This window comes from Streptomyces sp. NPDC057697, from assembly GCF_042799335.1.
Taxonomy (GTDB): domain Bacteria; phylum Actinomycetota; class Actinomycetes; order Streptomycetales; family Streptomycetaceae; genus Streptomyces.
Genome location: NZ_JBHVJA010000011.1, coordinates 115,084 through 131,029, shown reverse-complemented (window position 1 = coordinate 131,029; position 15,946 = coordinate 115,084). Strand labels below are relative to the sequence as shown.

Here is a 15,946-nt window from a genome sequence, read left to right as displayed (position 1 = left end):
CGCGCCTCCGTCTTGTGTCTGTTTGGTGCGGCGCGGGGGGGGGGGCCTTCCGTCCCTGTTGGTGGCTTGTCTTTTCTGGCCCTCCCGGCGCCGGGGGGGGGGGGGGGGGCCCCCCCCCCCCCCCCCCCCCGGCCGCTACCACAACCGCAGATTCCTCGCGATCGCCGAGGAGCTGGGCCTCGACCACGCCGAGGAGCCCCACCCCAGCAGCGGCTTCTCGCTGGTCACCCTCAACCCCGAGGCCAAGCGCCGGTACCGCCCGACGACCGAGCGGCTGCAGCGCGCCCTCAAGGCGCACACGGTCGCCACCGCCGCCGACACCAAGCGCTCCTTCCGCGGGCCGGCCGCCCGGCACGGCTCCTCCGGAGGAGGCGTCCGCGTCAAGGCCGTCTGCGACTGCGGCCGCAATGTGCGCGTCGTCCCGTCGGTCCTGGCGCAGGCGCCGATCGTCTGTGGAGGCTGCGGCAAGCCCTTCCGCATCCCGGAAGCCGCGGTCGCGGTGGGGTGACCCGACACGGTGTGGCACAATGGCTAGCTGTACTCGACAGTCGCACAGGACCCCTCTCTCCTCCGGCTGACGCGTCCATCGGGCACCCGAGTACCGCAACCCCACGTGGCATCTTCGTTGTGCCCACCCACGTCATAGACCAGGAGACACCACTTCCGTGGCAGTCAAGATCAAGCTGAAGCGTCTGGGCAAGATCCGTTCGCCTCACTACCGCATCGTCGTCGCCGACTCCCGTACCCGCCGTGACGGCCGGGCCATCGAGGAGATCGGCCTGTACCACCCGGTGCAGAACCCCTCGCGCATCGAGGTCAACTCGGAGCGTGCGCAGTACTGGCTGTCCGTCGGCGCCCAGCCGACCGAGCCGGTCCTCGCGATCCTGAAGCTCACCGGTGACTGGCAGGCCCACAAGGGCCTCCCGGCCCCCGCGCCGCTGCTGCAGCCGGAGCCCAAGGCTGACAAGCGCGCCCTGTTCGAGGCTCTGACCAAGGACGGCGGCGACGAGTCCAAGGGCGAGGCCATCACGCAGAAGGCGAAGAAGGCCGACAAGAAGGCGGACGAGGCTGCTGACGCGGCTGCGCCCGCCGAGTCGACCGAGGCCTGAGCATGCTCGAGGAGGCTCTCGAGCACCTCGTGAAGGGCATCGTCGACAACCCTGACGATGTGCAGGTCGCCTCGCGCAACCTGCGCCGTGGTCGCGTGCTGGAGGTCCGGGTCCACCCCGACGACCTCGGCAAGGTGATCGGTCGCAACGGCCGCACCGCACGCGCGCTGCGTACCGTCGTGGGCGCCATCGGCGGCCGTGGCATCCGCGTCGACCTCGTCGATGTGGATCAGGTTCGCTGACAGAGTTGAACACCGGCACGGGCCGGGGAGGGCCTTGGGCCCGCCCCGGCCCGTCGTCGTACGACAGGAGAGACACAAGGTGCAGTTGGTAGTCGCGCGGATCGGCCGGGCCCATGGCATCAAGGGCGAGGTCACCGTCGAGGTCCGTACGGACGAGCCGGAGCTTCGGCTCGGGCCCGGGGCCGTGCTCGCCACCGAACCGGCGGGCGCCGGACCGCTGACCATCGAGACCGGCCGGGTGCACAGCGGACGGCTGCTGCTGCGCTTCGAGGGCGTCCGCGACCGTACGGCTGCCGAGGCCCTGCGCAACACGCTCCTGATCGCCGAGGTCGACCCGGCGGAACTCCCCGAGGACCCCGAGGAGTTCTACGACCATCAGCTCATGGACCTCGACGTGGTCCTGGCCGACGGCACCGAGGTCGGCCGGATCACCGAGATCACGCACCTGCCGTCCCAGGACCTCTTCATCGTCGAGCGGCCGGACGGCAGCGAGGTGATGATCCCGTTCGTCGAGGAGATCGTCACCGAGATCGACCTGGCCGAGCAGCGCGCGGTGATCACCCCGCCGCCCGGTCTGATCGACGCGAGCCAGGCCGTGATCGCCTCCGCGCGGGACGACGAGGGCGACGACGGGGCCCCCGCGGCGGGGAAGGACGTCTGATGCGCCTCGACGTCGTCACGATCTTCCCCGAGTACCTGGAACCGCTGAACGTCTCCCTGGTCGGCAAGGCCCGCGCACGCGGCCGCCTCGACGTCCGGGTGCACGACCTGCGCGACTGGACGCACGACCGGCACAACACCGTCGACGACACCCCGTACGGCGGTGGCCCCGGCATGGTCATGAAGACCGAACCGTGGGGCGAGGCCCTGGACGACGCCCTGGCGGCCGGATACGAGGCCGGGGCGCACTCGCCGGTGCTCGTGGTGCCCACGCCCAGCGGCCGCCCGTTCACCCAGGAGCTCGCCGTCGAACTCTCCGAGCGGCCGTGGCTGATCTTCACCCCGGCCCGCTACGAGGGCATCGACCGGCGGGTCATCGACGAGTACGCCACCCGGATACCGGTCGTCGAGGTCTCCATCGGGGACTACGTACTGGCCGGCGGGGAAGCTGCGGTGCTGGTGATCACGGAGGCGGTGGCCCGGCTGCTGCCCGGCGTGCTCGGCAACGCGGAATCGCACCGGGACGACTCCTTCGCCCCCGGCGCGATGGCCAACCTGCTGGAGGGGCCCGTCTACACCAAGCCGCCCGAGTGGCGCGGCAGGGAGATCCCCGAGGTACTGCTCAGCGGCCACCACGGGAAGATCGCCCGCTGGCGGCGCGACGAGGCGTTCCGGCGCACCGCCCTCAACCGGCCCGATCTGATCGAGCGCTGCGACGCTGCGGGGTTCGACAAGAAGGACCGCGAGATGCTCTCCATCCTCGGCTGGGCACCGGAGCCCGGCGGCCGATTTTGGCGCAGGCCCGAGGCCGTGGAAGAATAGGCCGCTGCTGTACGTCCGGCGTGCGCCCCTGCCACAGGGGGAACGACGCCCGCCCGACGCGATCAGCACCCCCATTTCTCACGATCTCCCGTCGATGACCTGTGGCATCGGCGAAGAAAGCAGACAACATGGCTTCCCTGCTCGATGGCGTCAACGCCGCATCGCTGCGTACCGACGTCCCGGCGTTCCGCCCCGGCGACACCGTCAACGTCCACGTCCGAGTGATCGAGGGCAACCGCTCCCGTATCCAGCAGTTCAAGGGCGTTGTCATCCGCCGCCAGGGTTCTGGCGTCAGCGAGACCTTCACGGTCCGCAAGGTCTCCTTCAGCGTCGGCGTCGAGCGCACCTTCCCGGTGCACAGCCCGATCTTCGAGAAGATCGAGCTCGTCACCCGTGGTGACGTCCGTCGCGCCAAGCTGTACTACCTCCGTGAGCTCCGCGGCAAGGCCGCGAAGATCAAGGAGAAGCGCGACAACTGAGCTGATTCCCACGTCCACAGGACGGCCGGATAGGCTCTGGCCCCGATGGACACGGAAGCAAAGCCCTCGGAGCGCGACCGCTCCTCCGCCCCCGCGACGGGGTCGGAGGAGGGGCCGCGCTCCTCGCGTATCCCGGACCGCTGGACCGCCTCGATGTCCTGGCGGCGGACCGCCGCGCTCGGGGCCGCCTGCGCGGTCTTCGTACTGCTCCTGAGCAACTATGTGGTGCAGCCCTTCCTCATCCCCAGCGGCTCGATGGAGCCCACGCTCCAGGTCGGGGACCGGGTGCTGGTGAACAAACTGGCCTACCGTTCGGGCGCCGAGCCGCGCCGCGGCGACGTGGTCGTCTTCGACGGCACCGGATCGTTCGTGCAGGAGCCCCCGAGGGAGAACCCCGTCACCGGTCTGGTGCACTCGGTCGGCGCGTCCCTGGGGCTGGCGGAGCCCGCCAGGACCGACTACGTGAAGCGGGTGGTGGGCGTGGGCGGCGACCGGGTGGTCTGCTGCGACCGGCGGGGCCGGATCGAGGTGAACGGCCGGCCGGTCGCCGAGGGGTATCTGTACCCGGGGGACGAGCCCTCCCGCGTCCGCTTCGACATCGTCGTCCCCGACGGCACGCTGTGGATGATGGGCGACCACCGCGCCAACTCCCGCGATTCGCGCGACCATCTGGGCGAGCCGGGCGGCGGCATGGTCCCCGTCGACATGGTGATCGGCCGGGTGGACTGGATCGGCTGGCCGCCCAGCCGGCTGCGCTCGCTGCCGGAGAGCACGGCCTTCTCCTCCGTGGGCGCGCCGGGCGGGGGCCGTGGGTAACCGCGGCCGAGGGCGCGCCGAGTCCGGCTCCGGGATACGTCCCGGCGGCGACGGGCCCGGCCGCGCGCGTTCACTGCCCACCAGGGCGGAACGGCGGAAGCTGGCCCGCAGGGTCGTGCGGCGGCGGCGCGGGTCGGCGGTGCGGGAGATCCCGCTGCTCGTCGTCGTGGCGCTGCTGATCGCGCTTCTGCTGAAGACCTTCCTGGTGCAGGCGTTCGTGATCCCCTCGGGATCGATGGAGCAGACCATCCGGATCGGTGACCGGGTGCTGGTCGACAAACTGACCCCCTGGTTCGGATCCAGGCCCGAGCGCGGTGACGTCGTGGTCTTCGAGGACCCCGGGCACTGGCTGCGGCAGGAGAACACCGGAAAGAAGGACCCGCCGGTCGGCCTCAAGCAGGCGAAGGAGGTCCTGACCTTCATCGGACTGCTGCCCTCCGACGACGAACAGGACCTGATCAAGCGGGTGATCGCGGTCGGCGGGGACACGGTGAAGTGCTGTGGCGAGGACGGCCGGGTCAGCGTCAACGGCGTACCGCTGGACGAGCCGTATGTGTATCCCGGGAACCCTCCTTCGCTCATCAAATTCGAGGTAAAGGTTCCGCGGGGCCGGATCTTCGTGATGGGCGACCACCGTTCCGATTCCGCCGACTCCCGCTACCACCTGGACGAGCCGGAACACGGCACGGTGTCCGAGGACGAGGTCGTGGGACGCGCCGTCGTGATCGCCTGGCCCTTCGGTCACTGGGGAGGACTGGAGGAACCGGAGACCTTCGGCCGGGTCCCTGACGCGCGCGGCGGGTCGGCCGCCGCCGCGGAGCCGTCGAATAGTGTGTCGTCCCAGGATCCGAACGGATTGATTCCTCTCCCGACCCCTGCGGAACTCCCGCTCGTTATGGGAGTGGTGGGCCTGCGTCGACTGGGGCGCGGGCGGTGGCACGAGTAAGGAGTGGATGTGGGGGATTTGGCCGTCGGCGCACGATCCGGACACGAAGAGCCCGAGGACCGGCCGGACCGTTCGGGCGATGTCGAGTCCGCCGGGACGGCGGGCCACGCGGGGAGTGACGGCGACACTCCGGGCGGCGGTGGCAGGGCGGCGAAGAAGCCACGCTCCTTCTGGAAGGAGTTGCCGCTGCTGATCGTCATCGCGCTGGTTCTCGCGCTGTTGATCAAGACGTTCCTGGTGCAGGCGTTCTCGATCCCCTCGGATTCGATGCAGAACACCCTCCAGCGGGGCGACCGGGTGCTGGTGGACAAGCTGACCCCCTGGTTCGGCTCGGAGCCCGAGCGCGGTGAGGTCGTCGTCTTCCACGACCCGGGCGGCTGGCTGGACGACACCCCGGAGGTCCACCCCAATGTGGTCCAGAAATTCCTCAGCTTCATCGGACTGATGCCGTCCGCCGAGGAGAAGGACCTGATCAAGCGCGTGATCGCGGTCGGCGGTGACACGGTGGAGTGCAAGGAGAACGGCCCCGTCGTGGTCAACGGCAAGGCCCTGGACGAGAAGTCGTTCATCTTCCCCGGCAACACCCCCTGCAACGACGAGCCGTTCGGCCCGATCAAGGTGCCCAAGGGCCGGATCTGGGTGATGGGCGACCACCGCCAGGACTCCCGCGACTCCCGCTACCACCAGGAACTTCCGGGTAACGGCACGGTCTCCAACGACGAGGTCGTCGGCCGGGCCTTCGTCGTGGCGTGGCCGATCAACCGCTGGGCGACCCTGCCCGTTCCGAAGACCTTTGACCAGCCGGGCCTGAACGCCGCGATGGGGGCGGCGCCCGGCGCGCTCGGTATCGCCGGAGCCGTGCCGATCGTGCTGTGGCGGCGCAGGCGGGCCGCCCGGTCGCCGCTCGGCGGCAGTGCGGGCCGGCCGACCGCCGCCGCATCCCGTTGATGTGGTTGCGATCAAGGCATCGGCAAGATCGGGTAAACGCGCGGATGCCCGCCGGGTGTTCTCCGTAGGATCCTGACGGCTGATCCGTGTACACGCACGGAATGACCGGTGCGGGCGATCCGCGAGCACGGACGGGACGAGCGCTACGGGCGGCCCATGCCGACCCGCACGCTCCGACGGAACGATCAGTACGGCTGCACGGAGTGCGGCCACCCGTGTCGAGGCGGGCCCCGGCCCCTTCGCGCACGGACGACATCGATGGGTCCGGCTCCGGCCGGACGGGTACGTGAAGAACCGCCCTCCGGTTGCTCGGCGAGCACGCTGAGCAGCCGGAGGGCGGTTCTCGGTGGTGGGAAGGCCGGGACACCCGGTGGCCCGCCGTCGGCAGGACGGCCGGGGCCGCAGGAGCGCTGCGGAACTCCCGTTCGTTGTGCGGGGCAGTGGGCTTGGGACGGACGGGCCCAGGAGCAGACGTGGGCGCAGAGTGAGGACTGGATGTGAGTGACGTGGCTGCCGGTGCGCGATCTGGACATGGAGAGCCCGCGAAGGGGCCCGACCAGCCCGCCGATGCTGCCTCCGGTCCGCCGGGGGAGACACCGGACCCGGGCGCGCCCGTGACGGAGCGGGACGGGGGCGCGGACCCGGGCATGGACACGGACGCGGACGCGGGTACGGACGGGGACGGCAAGAAGGCCAGGAAGCAGCGCCCCTTCTGGAAGGAGTTGCCGCTGCTGATCGTCATCGCGCTGGTTCTCGCGCTGTTGATCAAGACGTTCCTGGTGCAGGCGTTCTCGATCCCCTCGGATTCGATGCAGAACACCCTCCAGCGGGGCGACCGGGTGCTGGTGGACAAGCTGACCCCCTGGTTCGGCTCGGAGCCCGAGCGCGGTGAGGTCGTCGTCTTCCACGACCCGGACAACTGGCTGGCGGGCGAGCCGACCCCTGAGTCGAACGTCGTGCAGGACTTCCTGAGTTTCATCGGTCTGATGCCGTCGTCCAAGGAGAAGGACCTGATCAAGCGGACGATCGCGGTCGGCGGCGACACCGTGGAGTGCGCGAAGGGCGGTCCGGTCAAGGTCAACGGCAAGGCCCTCGACGAGCCGTACATCTTCCCGGGCAACTCGGCGTGCGACGACAAGCCCTTCGGGCCGTTCAAGGTGCCCGAGGGCAAGATCTGGGTGATGGGCGACCACCGGCAGAACTCCTGGGACTCGCGCTATCACACCGAGGACGCGACCAAGGGCTTCGTGCCCGTCAAGGACGTCGTGGGGCGGGCCGTGGTGGTGGCCTGGCCGATCAACCGCTGGGCGACGCTGCCGGTCCCGGACACCTTCGACCAGCCGGGGATCGGCGCGGCGGCCGCTCTGGCCCCGGGAGCGGTCGGCATCGCGGGTGCGCTGCCCCTGGTGCTGTGGCGCCGCAGGAGGCTGACCGGCGGGCGCACCGCCGGGTAGGGTGCCGACTCGGATCGGCGATCGGCGATCTCCGAGGTGGGGGAGGCTGGGATGAGCGGACAGGGACATACGGGTGACGGCCGCGGCAGGCTCGGCAGCATACTGTCGGGGCTGGCCGTGGCCGTCGGCTGTGTGCTCTTCCTCGGCGGGTTCGCCTGGGGGGCCGTCGTGTACAAGCCGTACACGGTGCCGACCGATTCGATGACGCCGACGGTGCACGCGGGCGACCGGGTGCTCGCGCAACGGATCGACGGCGGCGAGGTGCGCCGGGGCGATGTGGTGGTCTTCACCGATCGGGCGTGGGGTGCCGTGCCGATGGTGAAGCGGGTCGTCGGGATCGGCGGCGACAAGATCGCCTGCTGCGGCAAGGACGGCCGGCTCACGGTCAACGGCAAGCCTCTTGACGAACCGTATCTGCGCGGCAAGGGCCCGGCCTCCGTCGAGGACTTCACCGCGCAGGTGCCCGAGGGGCAGCTCTTCCTGCTGGGCGACGCGCGCGCCTCCTCCCTGGACTCCCGGGTCCATCTGGAGGACGCGGGACAGGGCTCCGTGCCCCGCAGCGCGGTGCAGGCCCGGGTGGACGCGATCGCCTGGCCGATGGACGGCATGGTCGAGCGTCCACGGGCCTTCGCCGCCCTGCCCGGCGGGGTGTCCTCCCCGGGACCGCTGCGGACACAGCTCACGGCGGTGCTCGTGGGCGTGGTGCTCATCCTGGGCGGTGCGGCCTACGGTCCGGTCGCGGCGCGGCTCTCGCGCTCGGCGCGGAAGGGGCACGGAGAGGTGTCCGCCGGTGCGCACTGAGAAGCGGAAGGTCGCCCGGGTGGTCCTCCTGGACCCCGACGACCGGATCCTCCTGCTGCACGGGTTCGAACCGGAGGAGCCGGAGAGCACCTGGTGGTTCACCCCCGGCGGGGGCCTGGAGGGCGACGAGACCCGGGAGGAGGCCGTGCTGCGCGAGCTCGCGGAGGAGACCGGGATCACCGAGGTCGAGCTGGGCCCGCTGCTCTGGCAGCGGATGTGCTCCTTTCCTTTCGACGGACGCCGCTGGGACCAGGACGAGTGGTATTTCCTGGCCCGTACGGCACAGACCGCCACCGACACCAGCGGGCAGACCGGGCTGGAGCTGCGCAGCGTCGCGGGCCTGAGGTGGTGGACCTCCGCCGAACTGTCGGCGGCGCGTGAGACGGTGTACCCGACCAGGCTCGCCGAGTTGCTGCGCACGCTGCTCGACGAGGGTCCCCCGCGTACGCCACTGGTTCTCGACCCCGAAATCGCCTAAGCGCCCAGGGGGCCCGGGGCCTGGCGCACAATGGGGGGACGCACGGCTGAAGGGGAACATGCCAATGAGCGCCGAGGACCTCGAAAAGTACGAGACCGAGATGGAGCTGAAGCTCTACCGGGAGTACCGAGACGTCGTCGGTCTGTTCAAATATGTGATCGAGACCGAACGGCGCTTCTACCTCACCAATGACTACGAGATGCAGGTGCACTCGGTTCAGGGCGAGGTGTTCTTCGAAGTATCGATGGCGGACGCCTGGGTCTGGGACATGTACCGGCCCGCGCGGTTCGTCAAGCAGGTACGGGTGCTGACGTTCAAGGACGTCAACATCGAGGAGCTCAACAAGAGCGACCTCGAACTTCCGGGTGGCTGAACCCACTCCAACGAGGGATTGATTCCTCCTTCCGGGTGGCCGAGTTGTCCACAGTCCGGGAGTTGTCCACCAAGATCCACACGCCGGGGCCGGACGCGTCAGAGTCGGTCCCGGAGGTGGTGCCGAAATGAACGCACGGGGGGCACTCGGGCGGTACGGCGAGGATCTGGCGGTACGGCTGCTGGCCGCCGCGGGCATGTCCGTACTGGAGAGGAACTGGCGCTGTCGCGCCGGTGAGATCGACATCGTCGCCATGGACGGCGACGCACTGGTGGTCTGCGAGGTGAAGACCCGCAGGGCGGGCGCGTTCGAGCACCCGATGGCGGCCGTCACGCCGGTGAAGGCGGAGCGGCTGCGGCGGCTGGCCGGCATCTGGCTGGACCGGCACGGCGGCCCGCCGCCCGGCGGGGTCCGGATCGACCTGGTCGGAGTGGTGCTGCCCAGGCGCGGAGCACCGGTCGCCGAGCATGCGCGGGGGGTGGCCTGATGGGGTTCGCGCGGGCGTGCTCGGTGGCGCTCGTCGGTGTCGAGGGCGTGGTGGTGGAGGTCCAGGCGGACCTGGAGGCGGGGGTCGCCGCGTTCACCCTGGTGGGGCTGCCGGACAAGAGCCTGGTGGAGAGCCGGGACCGGGTCAGGGCCGCGGTGGTGAACTCGGGGGCCGAGTGGCCGCAGAAGAAACTCACGGTCGGTCTGTCGCCTGCCTCCGTGCCGAAGGGCGGATCCGGGTTCGACCTCGCCGTCGCCTGCGCGGTGCTGGGGGCGGCCGAGCGGATCGATCCCCGGTCCATCGCCGATGTGGTGATGATCGGCGAACTCGGACTCGACGGCCGGGTGCGGCCGGTACGCGGCGTGCTGCCCGCCGTGCTCGCCGCGGCGGAGGCCGGATACCGGCAGGTCGTGGTGGCCGAACAGACCGCGGGGGAGGCGGCGCTCGTCCCCGGGGTCTCCGTGCTCGGGGTGCGCAGCCTGCGGCAGCTGATCGCCGTGCTCTGCGAGGAGCCGGTGCCCGAAGAACGGGCGGCCCACGAGGAGGGGCGCCCGGACACCAGCCTGGCCGGGCTGATGGTGCCCGGCGCGGGGGTCGGCACCGGGCTCGCACGCGGAGTCGGCCAGGGCGACGGAAGCACACCGGACCTGGCGGACGTGGCGGGACAGGAACGGCCCCGCAAGGCCCTGGAGGTCGCCGCGGCCGGCGGTCACCACCTGCTGCTCTCGGGGCCGCCGGGCGCGGGCAAGACCATGCTGGCGGAGCGGTTGCCAGCGATCCTTCCCGAGCTGACCAGGAAGGAATCCCTGGAGGTGACCGCGGTGCACTCGGTGGCGGGCATCCTGCCGCCGGGAGAGCCGCTGGTCGCCCGGCCGCCCTACTGCGCCCCTCACCACTCGGCGACGATGCAGTCGCTGATCGGCGGGGGCAACGGGATGCCGCGGCCCGGTGCGGTCTCGCTGGCTCACCGGGGAATTCTTTTTCTGGACGAAGCGCGGGAGACAGTTTGACACCGCAGCGGACAGTACAGCACCGGCCCGGCAGGCGCAGACCCCGTGCCCCCTGGCGCAGCTCAGAGGCTGCGAGACGGCCTGTGTGCCTGCGGTACACCCACCGGCGCAGGCGGCGGGAGATCGCCCCGTACAGGCCCGGCTAGGGCTGCCCACTGCCCGGCGGTCCGGGAGCGTAAGGCGGTTTCCCGTTCTGGAAAACCGAACCCCTTGCCCTGCCCTCCAGGTGATCGGGACGATGGGCACGACACCGGACGACCGAGACCAGGGGGTAAGGCGTGAAGGTTCGAAAGCTAGTCACGACCTGCGAGAACGGGGACTGCCCGACGCTGTACGCGACGGATAGGGGAACGCTCCTGGTGCAGGGGGAAGTGCCAGCCGACCACGGCCTACAGATTCCCGCACACGAAACCCTGGTCGAGATCCCCATGGAACTAATCCGGAGGGCGATTCGTGATCAGCTCATCTAGCAACCTGGCAGAGCGCTTCAAGAACTTCGAGAGGGAAGCCTTCCGTCTGGAAATCCTCGACGATTACAACATCCCGTCGAGTGCTGAGAACCTGCGTGCTTTCCTGGCGGGTGAGCCGCAGCCTGCGGACTATAACGCCGGGTGGGTAGAGACGGTGCGCACTGCCACACAGGCAGGGAAGCGCATGTATCGAGTGCACATCGTGACTCGTCCACTGACGGACTATCTCCGGTATGAGCTTGGATGGGGGTACATCAAGAACATGACCGGAGGGGAGGAGTTCTTCATCCTCGATGTCACGGACAAGCCCAACCCTCTGAGTGACGCGCCAGACTTCTGGCTATTCGATGAGGCTGCGCCCGTCGTCATGAACTATGACGAGAGCGGGACTTTCCTGGGCCCGGATTTCCGGCCGGCTGGAACGGCTTCGGAATTCGTCAGCTACCGGGATACTGCGTTGGCTCACGCTGAGCCTTTCGCTGCATGGTGGGCCAAGTACGGCGGGTGAATAGGACGGAACTCGGCGCAGCACTGCGGGCGCTTCGGCTGGCATCCGGTAAGGAAGCTAAGGCCGTGGCCCGTAGTGCTGTCATGTCTAATCCCAAGCTGTCGAAGATCGAGAACGGCCATGTGGCTCCGACAGTGGTGGACGTAGAACGCATCCTGACGGCCCTGGACGTGTCGGCGGAGGTCAAGGCCGAGTACATGGCTGCGGCTCGCGCACAGGCCACGGAGGCGACAGCATGGCGACTGTTCAGGCGCATGGGCTTCCATCGGAAACAGGAACAGATCCGGGCACTGGAAGAGTCGATGAAACTCCTCCGCCTATTCCAGCCCTCTCTAGTTCCCGGACTTTTGCAGACTCCGGAGTATGTGCGTGCAGTACTGCAAGGGAAGGAGCTAAGCGAGGATCAGCTATCTCGGACTATCGGGGCAAGGATCGAGCGCCAGGCGGTCATGTATGACATGAGTAAGACCCTGCGTTTCGTCATAACGGAACCGGTGCTGCACTGGCGCATCCTTCCGCCACTCATGATGGCCGGGCAGTTGGACCGGATCGTTTCTATCTCCCGCCTGCCGAACGTAGATGTTCGCGTCGTTCCTCTACGTGCTCGACAGCAAGACGTGCCGGGACACTCTTTCGTTATTCGAGACGATCGCATGGTGACCGTAGAGACAACTCACGCAGAGGTAATCGTTACCGATCCACGGGACGTTTCCCTGTACGTCGATAAGTTCGATCGCTTCGCATCCATGGCGCTTACCGGTGACGACATGCGGTCCATGCTGACGGGCATCCGGGACGGATTCTTGCGCGAACGGGAAACTGGCTAGGTCAAGACGGCGAAGCGAGGCACCATGGCCTTCCGTTAGGCGACAGAGCGGGAAGGCGCACGGTGTGAGCGAAAGGCAAACGACCATGAGCGGACCGGTACACCTGACGCTTCCCAAGCCTCCCCCGAAACCGGCGGTTGGCTGTGGTGTTTGTGAGGCGCTGGCCGGACAGCGTCAGGCAGCACGGGACAGGGGCGACCTGTCGGCCGCGACGGATGCTGACGTTGAGATCAAGAACCACCCGCACAGGACACGGCGGCCAAGGTGACCCGGTCCGTCCTGCGGTACGTGCGGCATCGGATTACGGCGCACCCGAATACGGATGTCACCTTCGAGGCGCAGTGTCTTCACTGCGAGTGGCAGGCGCAGCCGTCGACGGATGGTGCGGCGGTCGATGTGGAGTGCATGAGCCATACCGGCCGGAGTAACCATCGTGGGTTTCGGCGTATCTGTACCTCGTTCGCGTTGGTGGTCCGCGACGAGTAGTCACAAGCTCCTGTCCTTCCCGTGCTTCGCGTCGGCGCGACGCGGTGAGGGCAGGCCAGTTGTCCCCCGATCGGACAAGCCTTGAGCAGGAGGCAGGTCGTGTCTCCGTCTGAGCTGACGTGTTCAGGCTCTCGCCCCGGTCCGCCCTCGTATGCGGGGTGCCGTGCAACCACCCGGCGCACGGTGAGGGACACGGCCCCTGCCAGCCGCCCCCGTGGCTGGCAGGGGCTTACCCGTGCCGGACATGACGATGCCCCCGACGTGAACGTCAGGGGCTTGTCAGAACGTCTGTGCGCCTGTCTCAGGCGCTCTAGCCAAGGTGGCGGTACAAGGTGGCCCGGCCGATTCCCAGGGCCTTGGCGATGGCCGTGATGCTGTCTCCCTTGGCGTGCCTGGCACGCGCTACGGCTAGCTTGTCGTCGTCCATCACGGACGGGCGTCCTCCGTAGTTGCCCTTGCGGGCCGCAGCGTCGAGACCTTCCAGCGTCTTCTCCCGGATGCCTTCCCGCTCGACTTCTGCACTGACGGCGAGGACGGCGAAGACGATGGCCCCTGCCCCGTTGGGGTCGTAGACCCCCTGGAGTGGACCGGACAGAAGCTCCAGTTGGATGCCGTCCGCCTGAAGGGTGGACGACAGGGACATCAGCTCTGCCGCACTGCGGGCGAGACGCTTCATCTCGACCACGGTCAGGATCACCGGCTGGTTCGGTGCTGCCTGCTTGAACTCCCGCGCAAGGGTGAGCGCCTTCTCAAGCTCCGGCCGTTCCTTCACACGGGTACTGATCTTCTCGGAGAACACGCGGGTGCACTGCGCCCCGGCAAGGGCGTCCAACTGGGACTGGAGTTCCTGACCCACGGTCGAGCATCGGGCGTAGCCGAGCCGGATCGCTGCGCCCGGCTTCCCTTCGGGTGCCTGTGCCACGGGTGCGCCCTGCGTCCATGCCTTGCCGGGGTTGCGGTCGGCCGGGGTCTTCACGGTCAGCTCTGCCTTGAGCGCGGGTACCAGGGCGAAGCGGCCCGTGTGGTAGTTCGCTGCGACCTTGCCCGCGCCGGTACGGCAGGGGCTTCCTGCGGGTGCCTGGCACTTGGGGCAGTCGTGGCGCTCGACCTGTTCGGCCGGGGTGTTCGTCTTCGTCATGACTGGAACGTCTCATAAACGTGTCTCGAAAGCTAGTGATGAGACGGGTCTTTTGAGACGGGTTTCGAGACGGCGAGACGGGAGCGAAACGGACACGGCCGAGAGGCTGGCGAGCCGTCTCACTATCGATGGTTTATGAGACGCCCTGTCCATGGTCCTGGTGGGCACTGGCGTGCCCCTCGGTCAGCCTGCCTGTGCTGGCCAGCGTGAGGCGCTGTGCGCCTGTCTCCCGGCCTGCTGGCCAGCGCTCTACCGCAGGCGGGCAGTCGCCCTGTCGGGCGCTCTGGTCGGCGTGCAGCCGTACGCCTGTAGACGGCAGGCAGAGGCGGCGGGCAGGGAGGCACCGGCGAAGGGGTGGGGGTATGACCCCCGAAGGGGGCAAGCTCGCACCGCCTAGTCTTAGCAGCTCAAATCCTGCCACGGTTTCAGGGTCTTTCAGAGTGACCCTGTATCCCCGGCCGGCTGCGGGGTAGTGCCTGGTCACAGGCTTACGCCTGCCCTGCTGGCAACGGCGGAAGGGTGCAAGGAATAGGGGCTGACTGGCCCTGCCCTGGTGGCTGCGACAGGTGGCCGCGTAGCGGCCCAAGAGAGCTAGCCGCCTAACTCCCTGGGGGCGCTGCCGCGCCCTATCTTCCTTCGCCGCTGACAGGCTTGAGACTGTGCAGTTCTCCAGCGGTCTGCGTGCTGGTCGGCCGGAGGCCGCCAGTGTCAGAGGACTGACGTACTTACTGAGGGAGGAGCGAGGCTTGCCGAGCGGAGCGAGGTAGCTGGTGGTGGTAGTTCTTCCTACAAGGGGGCGTCCCCACCACCACCACGACTCAGGCGGTCTCGGCAGGCTTTCTGACCCACCGCCCGTCAACGCGTTCCAGCGCATCTCTGAGCTTGGCCCGTACGGTCTCGGGGCTCCTGCCAACGATGCGCGCGTAGCGCTTGGACAGCGGCGCGTACGTCGCCTCTTCCGGCTGCTCCTCGACGATCCGTGCGATGAGGTCGGTATCCCAGCGCTGTGCCTTCGGGAGACGGCTGACGACCTTGAGTCCCGGCTCCGCCCGTTCCCAGATGGGGACCTCGCTCGACTCGTCGGCGCGGCGCACGGTGACGCTCAGGTCCAGTTCTTCTCTGGCCCGGTTGCTCGCCGTCTGGAGCCGCCTGCCGTGCTTCCCGGAGTTGCGCAGTGCGATGAGCCCGCGTGCACCGGCACCGATGGCCCGTCCCCCGATCGGGGAAGAGGCGACGCTCATCCCTTCCCCTGTCCCCTTCGGGGTGTGGGTGACGAGCAGGGTCGGGATGCCCGCCTCACTGATCGGCCGCAGGCTCCGCATGATCCGCTGCGCCGTGACGGATGACGCGATGTCCTCGCCGGGGGCGAGAGCCCCGATGATGTTGTCCAGCACGAACAGGCCCGGCCTCATGTCTGCCAGGTCCGCAGCGATGCCCTCCCAGTACCCGGCATGGCCGTGGTCTTCTACGGGGAAGATGGTCACCGCGTGATCCGGCACCGCGCCGTGCAGTCGCTCTCTCAGTTCCTCCGGCGCTCCATCGTCGGTCACACCGAACACGATGGTGTCCAGCTTCCGGAGCACAGGCAGGCCGAGGAACGTCGGCTCACCGTTGAGCAGGGCTATGCCCATGCCCGCACTGAGCAGGGTCTTACCGGCCTTCGGCTCCCCTGACAGGACCGTGGTCCGAGTGGTGAGGAGATCCCCGATGAGGAACGCGTCCTCGTACGGGACACGCTTGATCTGGTGGAGCTGTCGCCCCTTGTCCTTGATGGCTCCCAACGGGATGGCCCGCCTTCCTGTGAGGCGCACACGGGTGCGCCAGTGACCCCCGCCGGATGGCGGGACATGCTCCCTCTTTCGCGGGGGTGGACCGGCCATGGGCTGGCACGG

The 15,946-nt window shown here is 68.7% G+C and carries 17 protein-coding genes and 3 pseudogenes; 18 read left to right on the top strand and 2 right to left on the bottom strand.

Annotated elements, in window-relative coordinates; all coding sequences use genetic code 11:
- Nucleotides 1-130: 130 nt before the first annotated feature.
- From ACFVFH_RS26180 to ACFVFH_RS26095, 18 genes and pseudogenes are all read left to right on the top strand, one after another.
- A pseudogene (locus tag ACFVFH_RS26180) lies at nt 131-508 on the top strand (hypothetical protein); the annotation flags it as partial.
- A 157-nt stretch (nt 509-665) separates the two neighbouring features.
- Nucleotides 666-1,109 (top strand): 30S ribosomal protein S16, encoded by a 444-nt coding sequence (gene rpsP, locus ACFVFH_RS26175; RefSeq protein ID WP_093545055.1) that lies wholly within the window; start codon nt 666-668, stop codon nt 1,107-1,109.
- Between the two features lie 2 nt (nt 1,110-1,111).
- Nucleotides 1,112-1,351, top strand: a complete 240-nt coding sequence (locus ACFVFH_RS26170; RefSeq protein WP_005311361.1) for an RNA-binding protein — start codon at nt 1,112-1,114, stop codon at nt 1,349-1,351.
- A 79-nt stretch (nt 1,352-1,430) separates the two neighbouring features.
- Nucleotides 1,431-2,012 carry a ribosome maturation factor RimM gene (rimM, locus tag ACFVFH_RS26165; RefSeq protein WP_383772917.1) on the top strand — a complete coding sequence of 194 codons (582 nt, stop codon included), beginning with the start codon at nt 1,431-1,433 and terminating at the stop codon, nt 2,010-2,012.
- Nucleotides 2,012-2,833 (top strand): tRNA (guanosine(37)-N1)-methyltransferase TrmD, encoded by an 822-nt coding sequence (gene trmD, locus ACFVFH_RS26160; RefSeq protein WP_383772915.1) that lies wholly within the window; start codon nt 2,012-2,014, stop codon nt 2,831-2,833. The genes rimM and trmD overlap by 1 nt, the downstream gene beginning before the upstream one ends.
- Nucleotides 2,834-2,961: 128 nt before the next feature.
- Nucleotides 2,962-3,312, top strand: coding sequence for a 50S ribosomal protein L19 (gene rplS, locus ACFVFH_RS26155; protein ID WP_093899094.1), 351 nt, complete (start codon nt 2,962-2,964; stop codon nt 3,310-3,312).
- Between the two features lie 45 nt (nt 3,313-3,357).
- Nucleotides 3,358-4,128 (top strand): signal peptidase I, encoded by a 771-nt coding sequence (gene lepB / locus ACFVFH_RS26150; protein ID WP_383772913.1) that lies wholly within the window; start codon nt 3,358-3,360, stop codon nt 4,126-4,128.
- Nucleotides 4,121-5,193 (top strand): annotated as a pseudogene (lepB, locus tag ACFVFH_RS26145) (signal peptidase I). Before lepB (ACFVFH_RS26150) ends, lepB (ACFVFH_RS26145) begins: the two are co-directional and overlap by 8 nt.
- Entirely contained in the window at nt 5,093-6,022 is a 930-nt protein-coding gene (gene lepB, locus ACFVFH_RS26140) for a signal peptidase I (protein ID WP_383773195.1), read from the top strand. The pseudogene lepB (ACFVFH_RS26145) and the gene lepB (ACFVFH_RS26140) overlap by 101 nt, the downstream one beginning before the upstream one ends.
- A gap of 647 nt (nt 6,023-6,669) precedes the next feature.
- Nucleotides 6,670-7,476 (top strand): signal peptidase I, encoded by an 807-nt coding sequence (lepB, locus tag ACFVFH_RS26135; RefSeq protein ID WP_383772911.1) that lies wholly within the window; start codon nt 6,670-6,672, stop codon nt 7,474-7,476.
- Between the two features lie 51 nt (nt 7,477-7,527).
- Nucleotides 7,528-8,277: a signal peptidase I gene (gene lepB / locus ACFVFH_RS26130; RefSeq protein WP_383772909.1), complete on the top strand. Its 750-nt coding sequence runs from the start codon at nt 7,528-7,530 to the stop codon at nt 8,275-8,277.
- Nucleotides 8,267-8,755, top strand: a complete 489-nt coding sequence (locus tag ACFVFH_RS26125; protein WP_383772907.1) for an NUDIX hydrolase — start codon at nt 8,267-8,269, stop codon at nt 8,753-8,755. Before lepB (ACFVFH_RS26130) ends, ACFVFH_RS26125 begins: the two co-directional genes overlap by 11 nt.
- Nucleotides 8,756-8,819: 64 nt before the next feature.
- Nucleotides 8,820-9,128 (top strand): DUF2469 domain-containing protein, encoded by a 309-nt coding sequence (locus tag ACFVFH_RS26120; protein WP_003965949.1) that lies wholly within the window; start codon nt 8,820-8,822, stop codon nt 9,126-9,128.
- A gap of 127 nt (nt 9,129-9,255) precedes the next feature.
- Nucleotides 9,256-9,615, top strand: a complete 360-nt coding sequence (locus ACFVFH_RS26115; RefSeq protein WP_383772905.1) for a YraN family protein — start codon at nt 9,256-9,258, stop codon at nt 9,613-9,615.
- A pseudogene (locus ACFVFH_RS26110) lies at nt 9,615-10,616 on the top strand (YifB family Mg chelatase-like AAA ATPase); the annotation flags it as partial. The gene ACFVFH_RS26115 and the pseudogene ACFVFH_RS26110, both read left to right, overlap by 1 nt.
- Nucleotides 10,617-10,903: 287 nt before the next feature.
- On the top strand, nt 10,904-11,095 hold the full coding sequence (locus tag ACFVFH_RS26105) for a hypothetical protein (protein ID WP_383772903.1): 192 nt from the start codon (nt 10,904-10,906) through the stop codon (nt 11,093-11,095).
- On the top strand, nt 11,079-11,603 hold the full coding sequence (locus tag ACFVFH_RS26100) for a DUF6879 family protein (RefSeq protein WP_383772901.1): 525 nt from the start codon (nt 11,079-11,081) through the stop codon (nt 11,601-11,603). Before ACFVFH_RS26105 ends, ACFVFH_RS26100 begins: the two co-directional genes overlap by 17 nt.
- Nucleotides 11,600-12,430 (top strand): helix-turn-helix domain-containing protein, encoded by an 831-nt coding sequence (locus ACFVFH_RS26095; RefSeq protein ID WP_383773193.1) that lies wholly within the window; start codon nt 11,600-11,602, stop codon nt 12,428-12,430. Before ACFVFH_RS26100 ends, ACFVFH_RS26095 begins: the two co-directional genes overlap by 4 nt.
- Before the next feature lie 796 nt (nt 12,431-13,226).
- Here ACFVFH_RS26095 and ACFVFH_RS26090 read toward each other — a convergent pair.
- Both ACFVFH_RS26090 and ACFVFH_RS26085 read right to left on the bottom strand, forming a co-directional pair.
- Nucleotides 13,227-14,054 (bottom strand): recombinase family protein, encoded by an 828-nt coding sequence (locus tag ACFVFH_RS26090; protein ID WP_383772899.1) that lies wholly within the window; start codon nt 14,052-14,054, stop codon nt 13,227-13,229.
- Nucleotides 14,055-14,872: 818 nt separating this feature from the next.
- Nucleotides 14,873-15,934, bottom strand: a complete 1,062-nt coding sequence (locus tag ACFVFH_RS26085; RefSeq protein ID WP_383772897.1) for an AAA family ATPase — start codon at nt 15,932-15,934, stop codon at nt 14,873-14,875.
- Nucleotides 15,935-15,946: the final 12 nt, after the last annotated feature.

Coding starts and splice junctions, on each gene's coding strand:
- trmD (WP_383772915.1), top strand. CDS start 2,012: ATGCGCCTCGACGTCGTCACGATCTTCCCCGAGTACCTGGAACCGCTG.
- ACFVFH_RS26120 (WP_003965949.1), top strand. CDS start 8,820: ATGAGCGCCGAGGACCTCGAAAAGTACGAGACCGAGATGGAGCTGAAG.
- ACFVFH_RS26115 (WP_383772905.1), top strand. CDS start 9,256: ATGAACGCACGGGGGGCACTCGGGCGGTACGGCGAGGATCTGGCGGTA.
- ACFVFH_RS26090 (WP_383772899.1), bottom strand. CDS start 14,054: ATGACGAAGACGAACACCCCGGCCGAACAGGTCGAGCGCCACGACTGC.
- ACFVFH_RS26085 (WP_383772897.1), bottom strand. CDS start 15,934: ATGGCCGGTCCACCCCCGCGAAAGAGGGAGCATGTCCCGCCATCCGGC.
- rplS (WP_093899094.1), top strand. CDS start 2,962: ATGGCTTCCCTGCTCGATGGCGTCAACGCCGCATCGCTGCGTACCGAC.
- lepB (WP_383772911.1), top strand. CDS start 6,670: ATGGACACGGACGCGGACGCGGGTACGGACGGGGACGGCAAGAAGGCC.
- lepB (WP_383772909.1), top strand. CDS start 7,528: ATGAGCGGACAGGGACATACGGGTGACGGCCGCGGCAGGCTCGGCAGC.
- lepB (WP_383772913.1), top strand. CDS start 3,358: ATGGACACGGAAGCAAAGCCCTCGGAGCGCGACCGCTCCTCCGCCCCC.
- ACFVFH_RS26170 (WP_005311361.1), top strand. CDS start 1,112: ATGCTCGAGGAGGCTCTCGAGCACCTCGTGAAGGGCATCGTCGACAAC.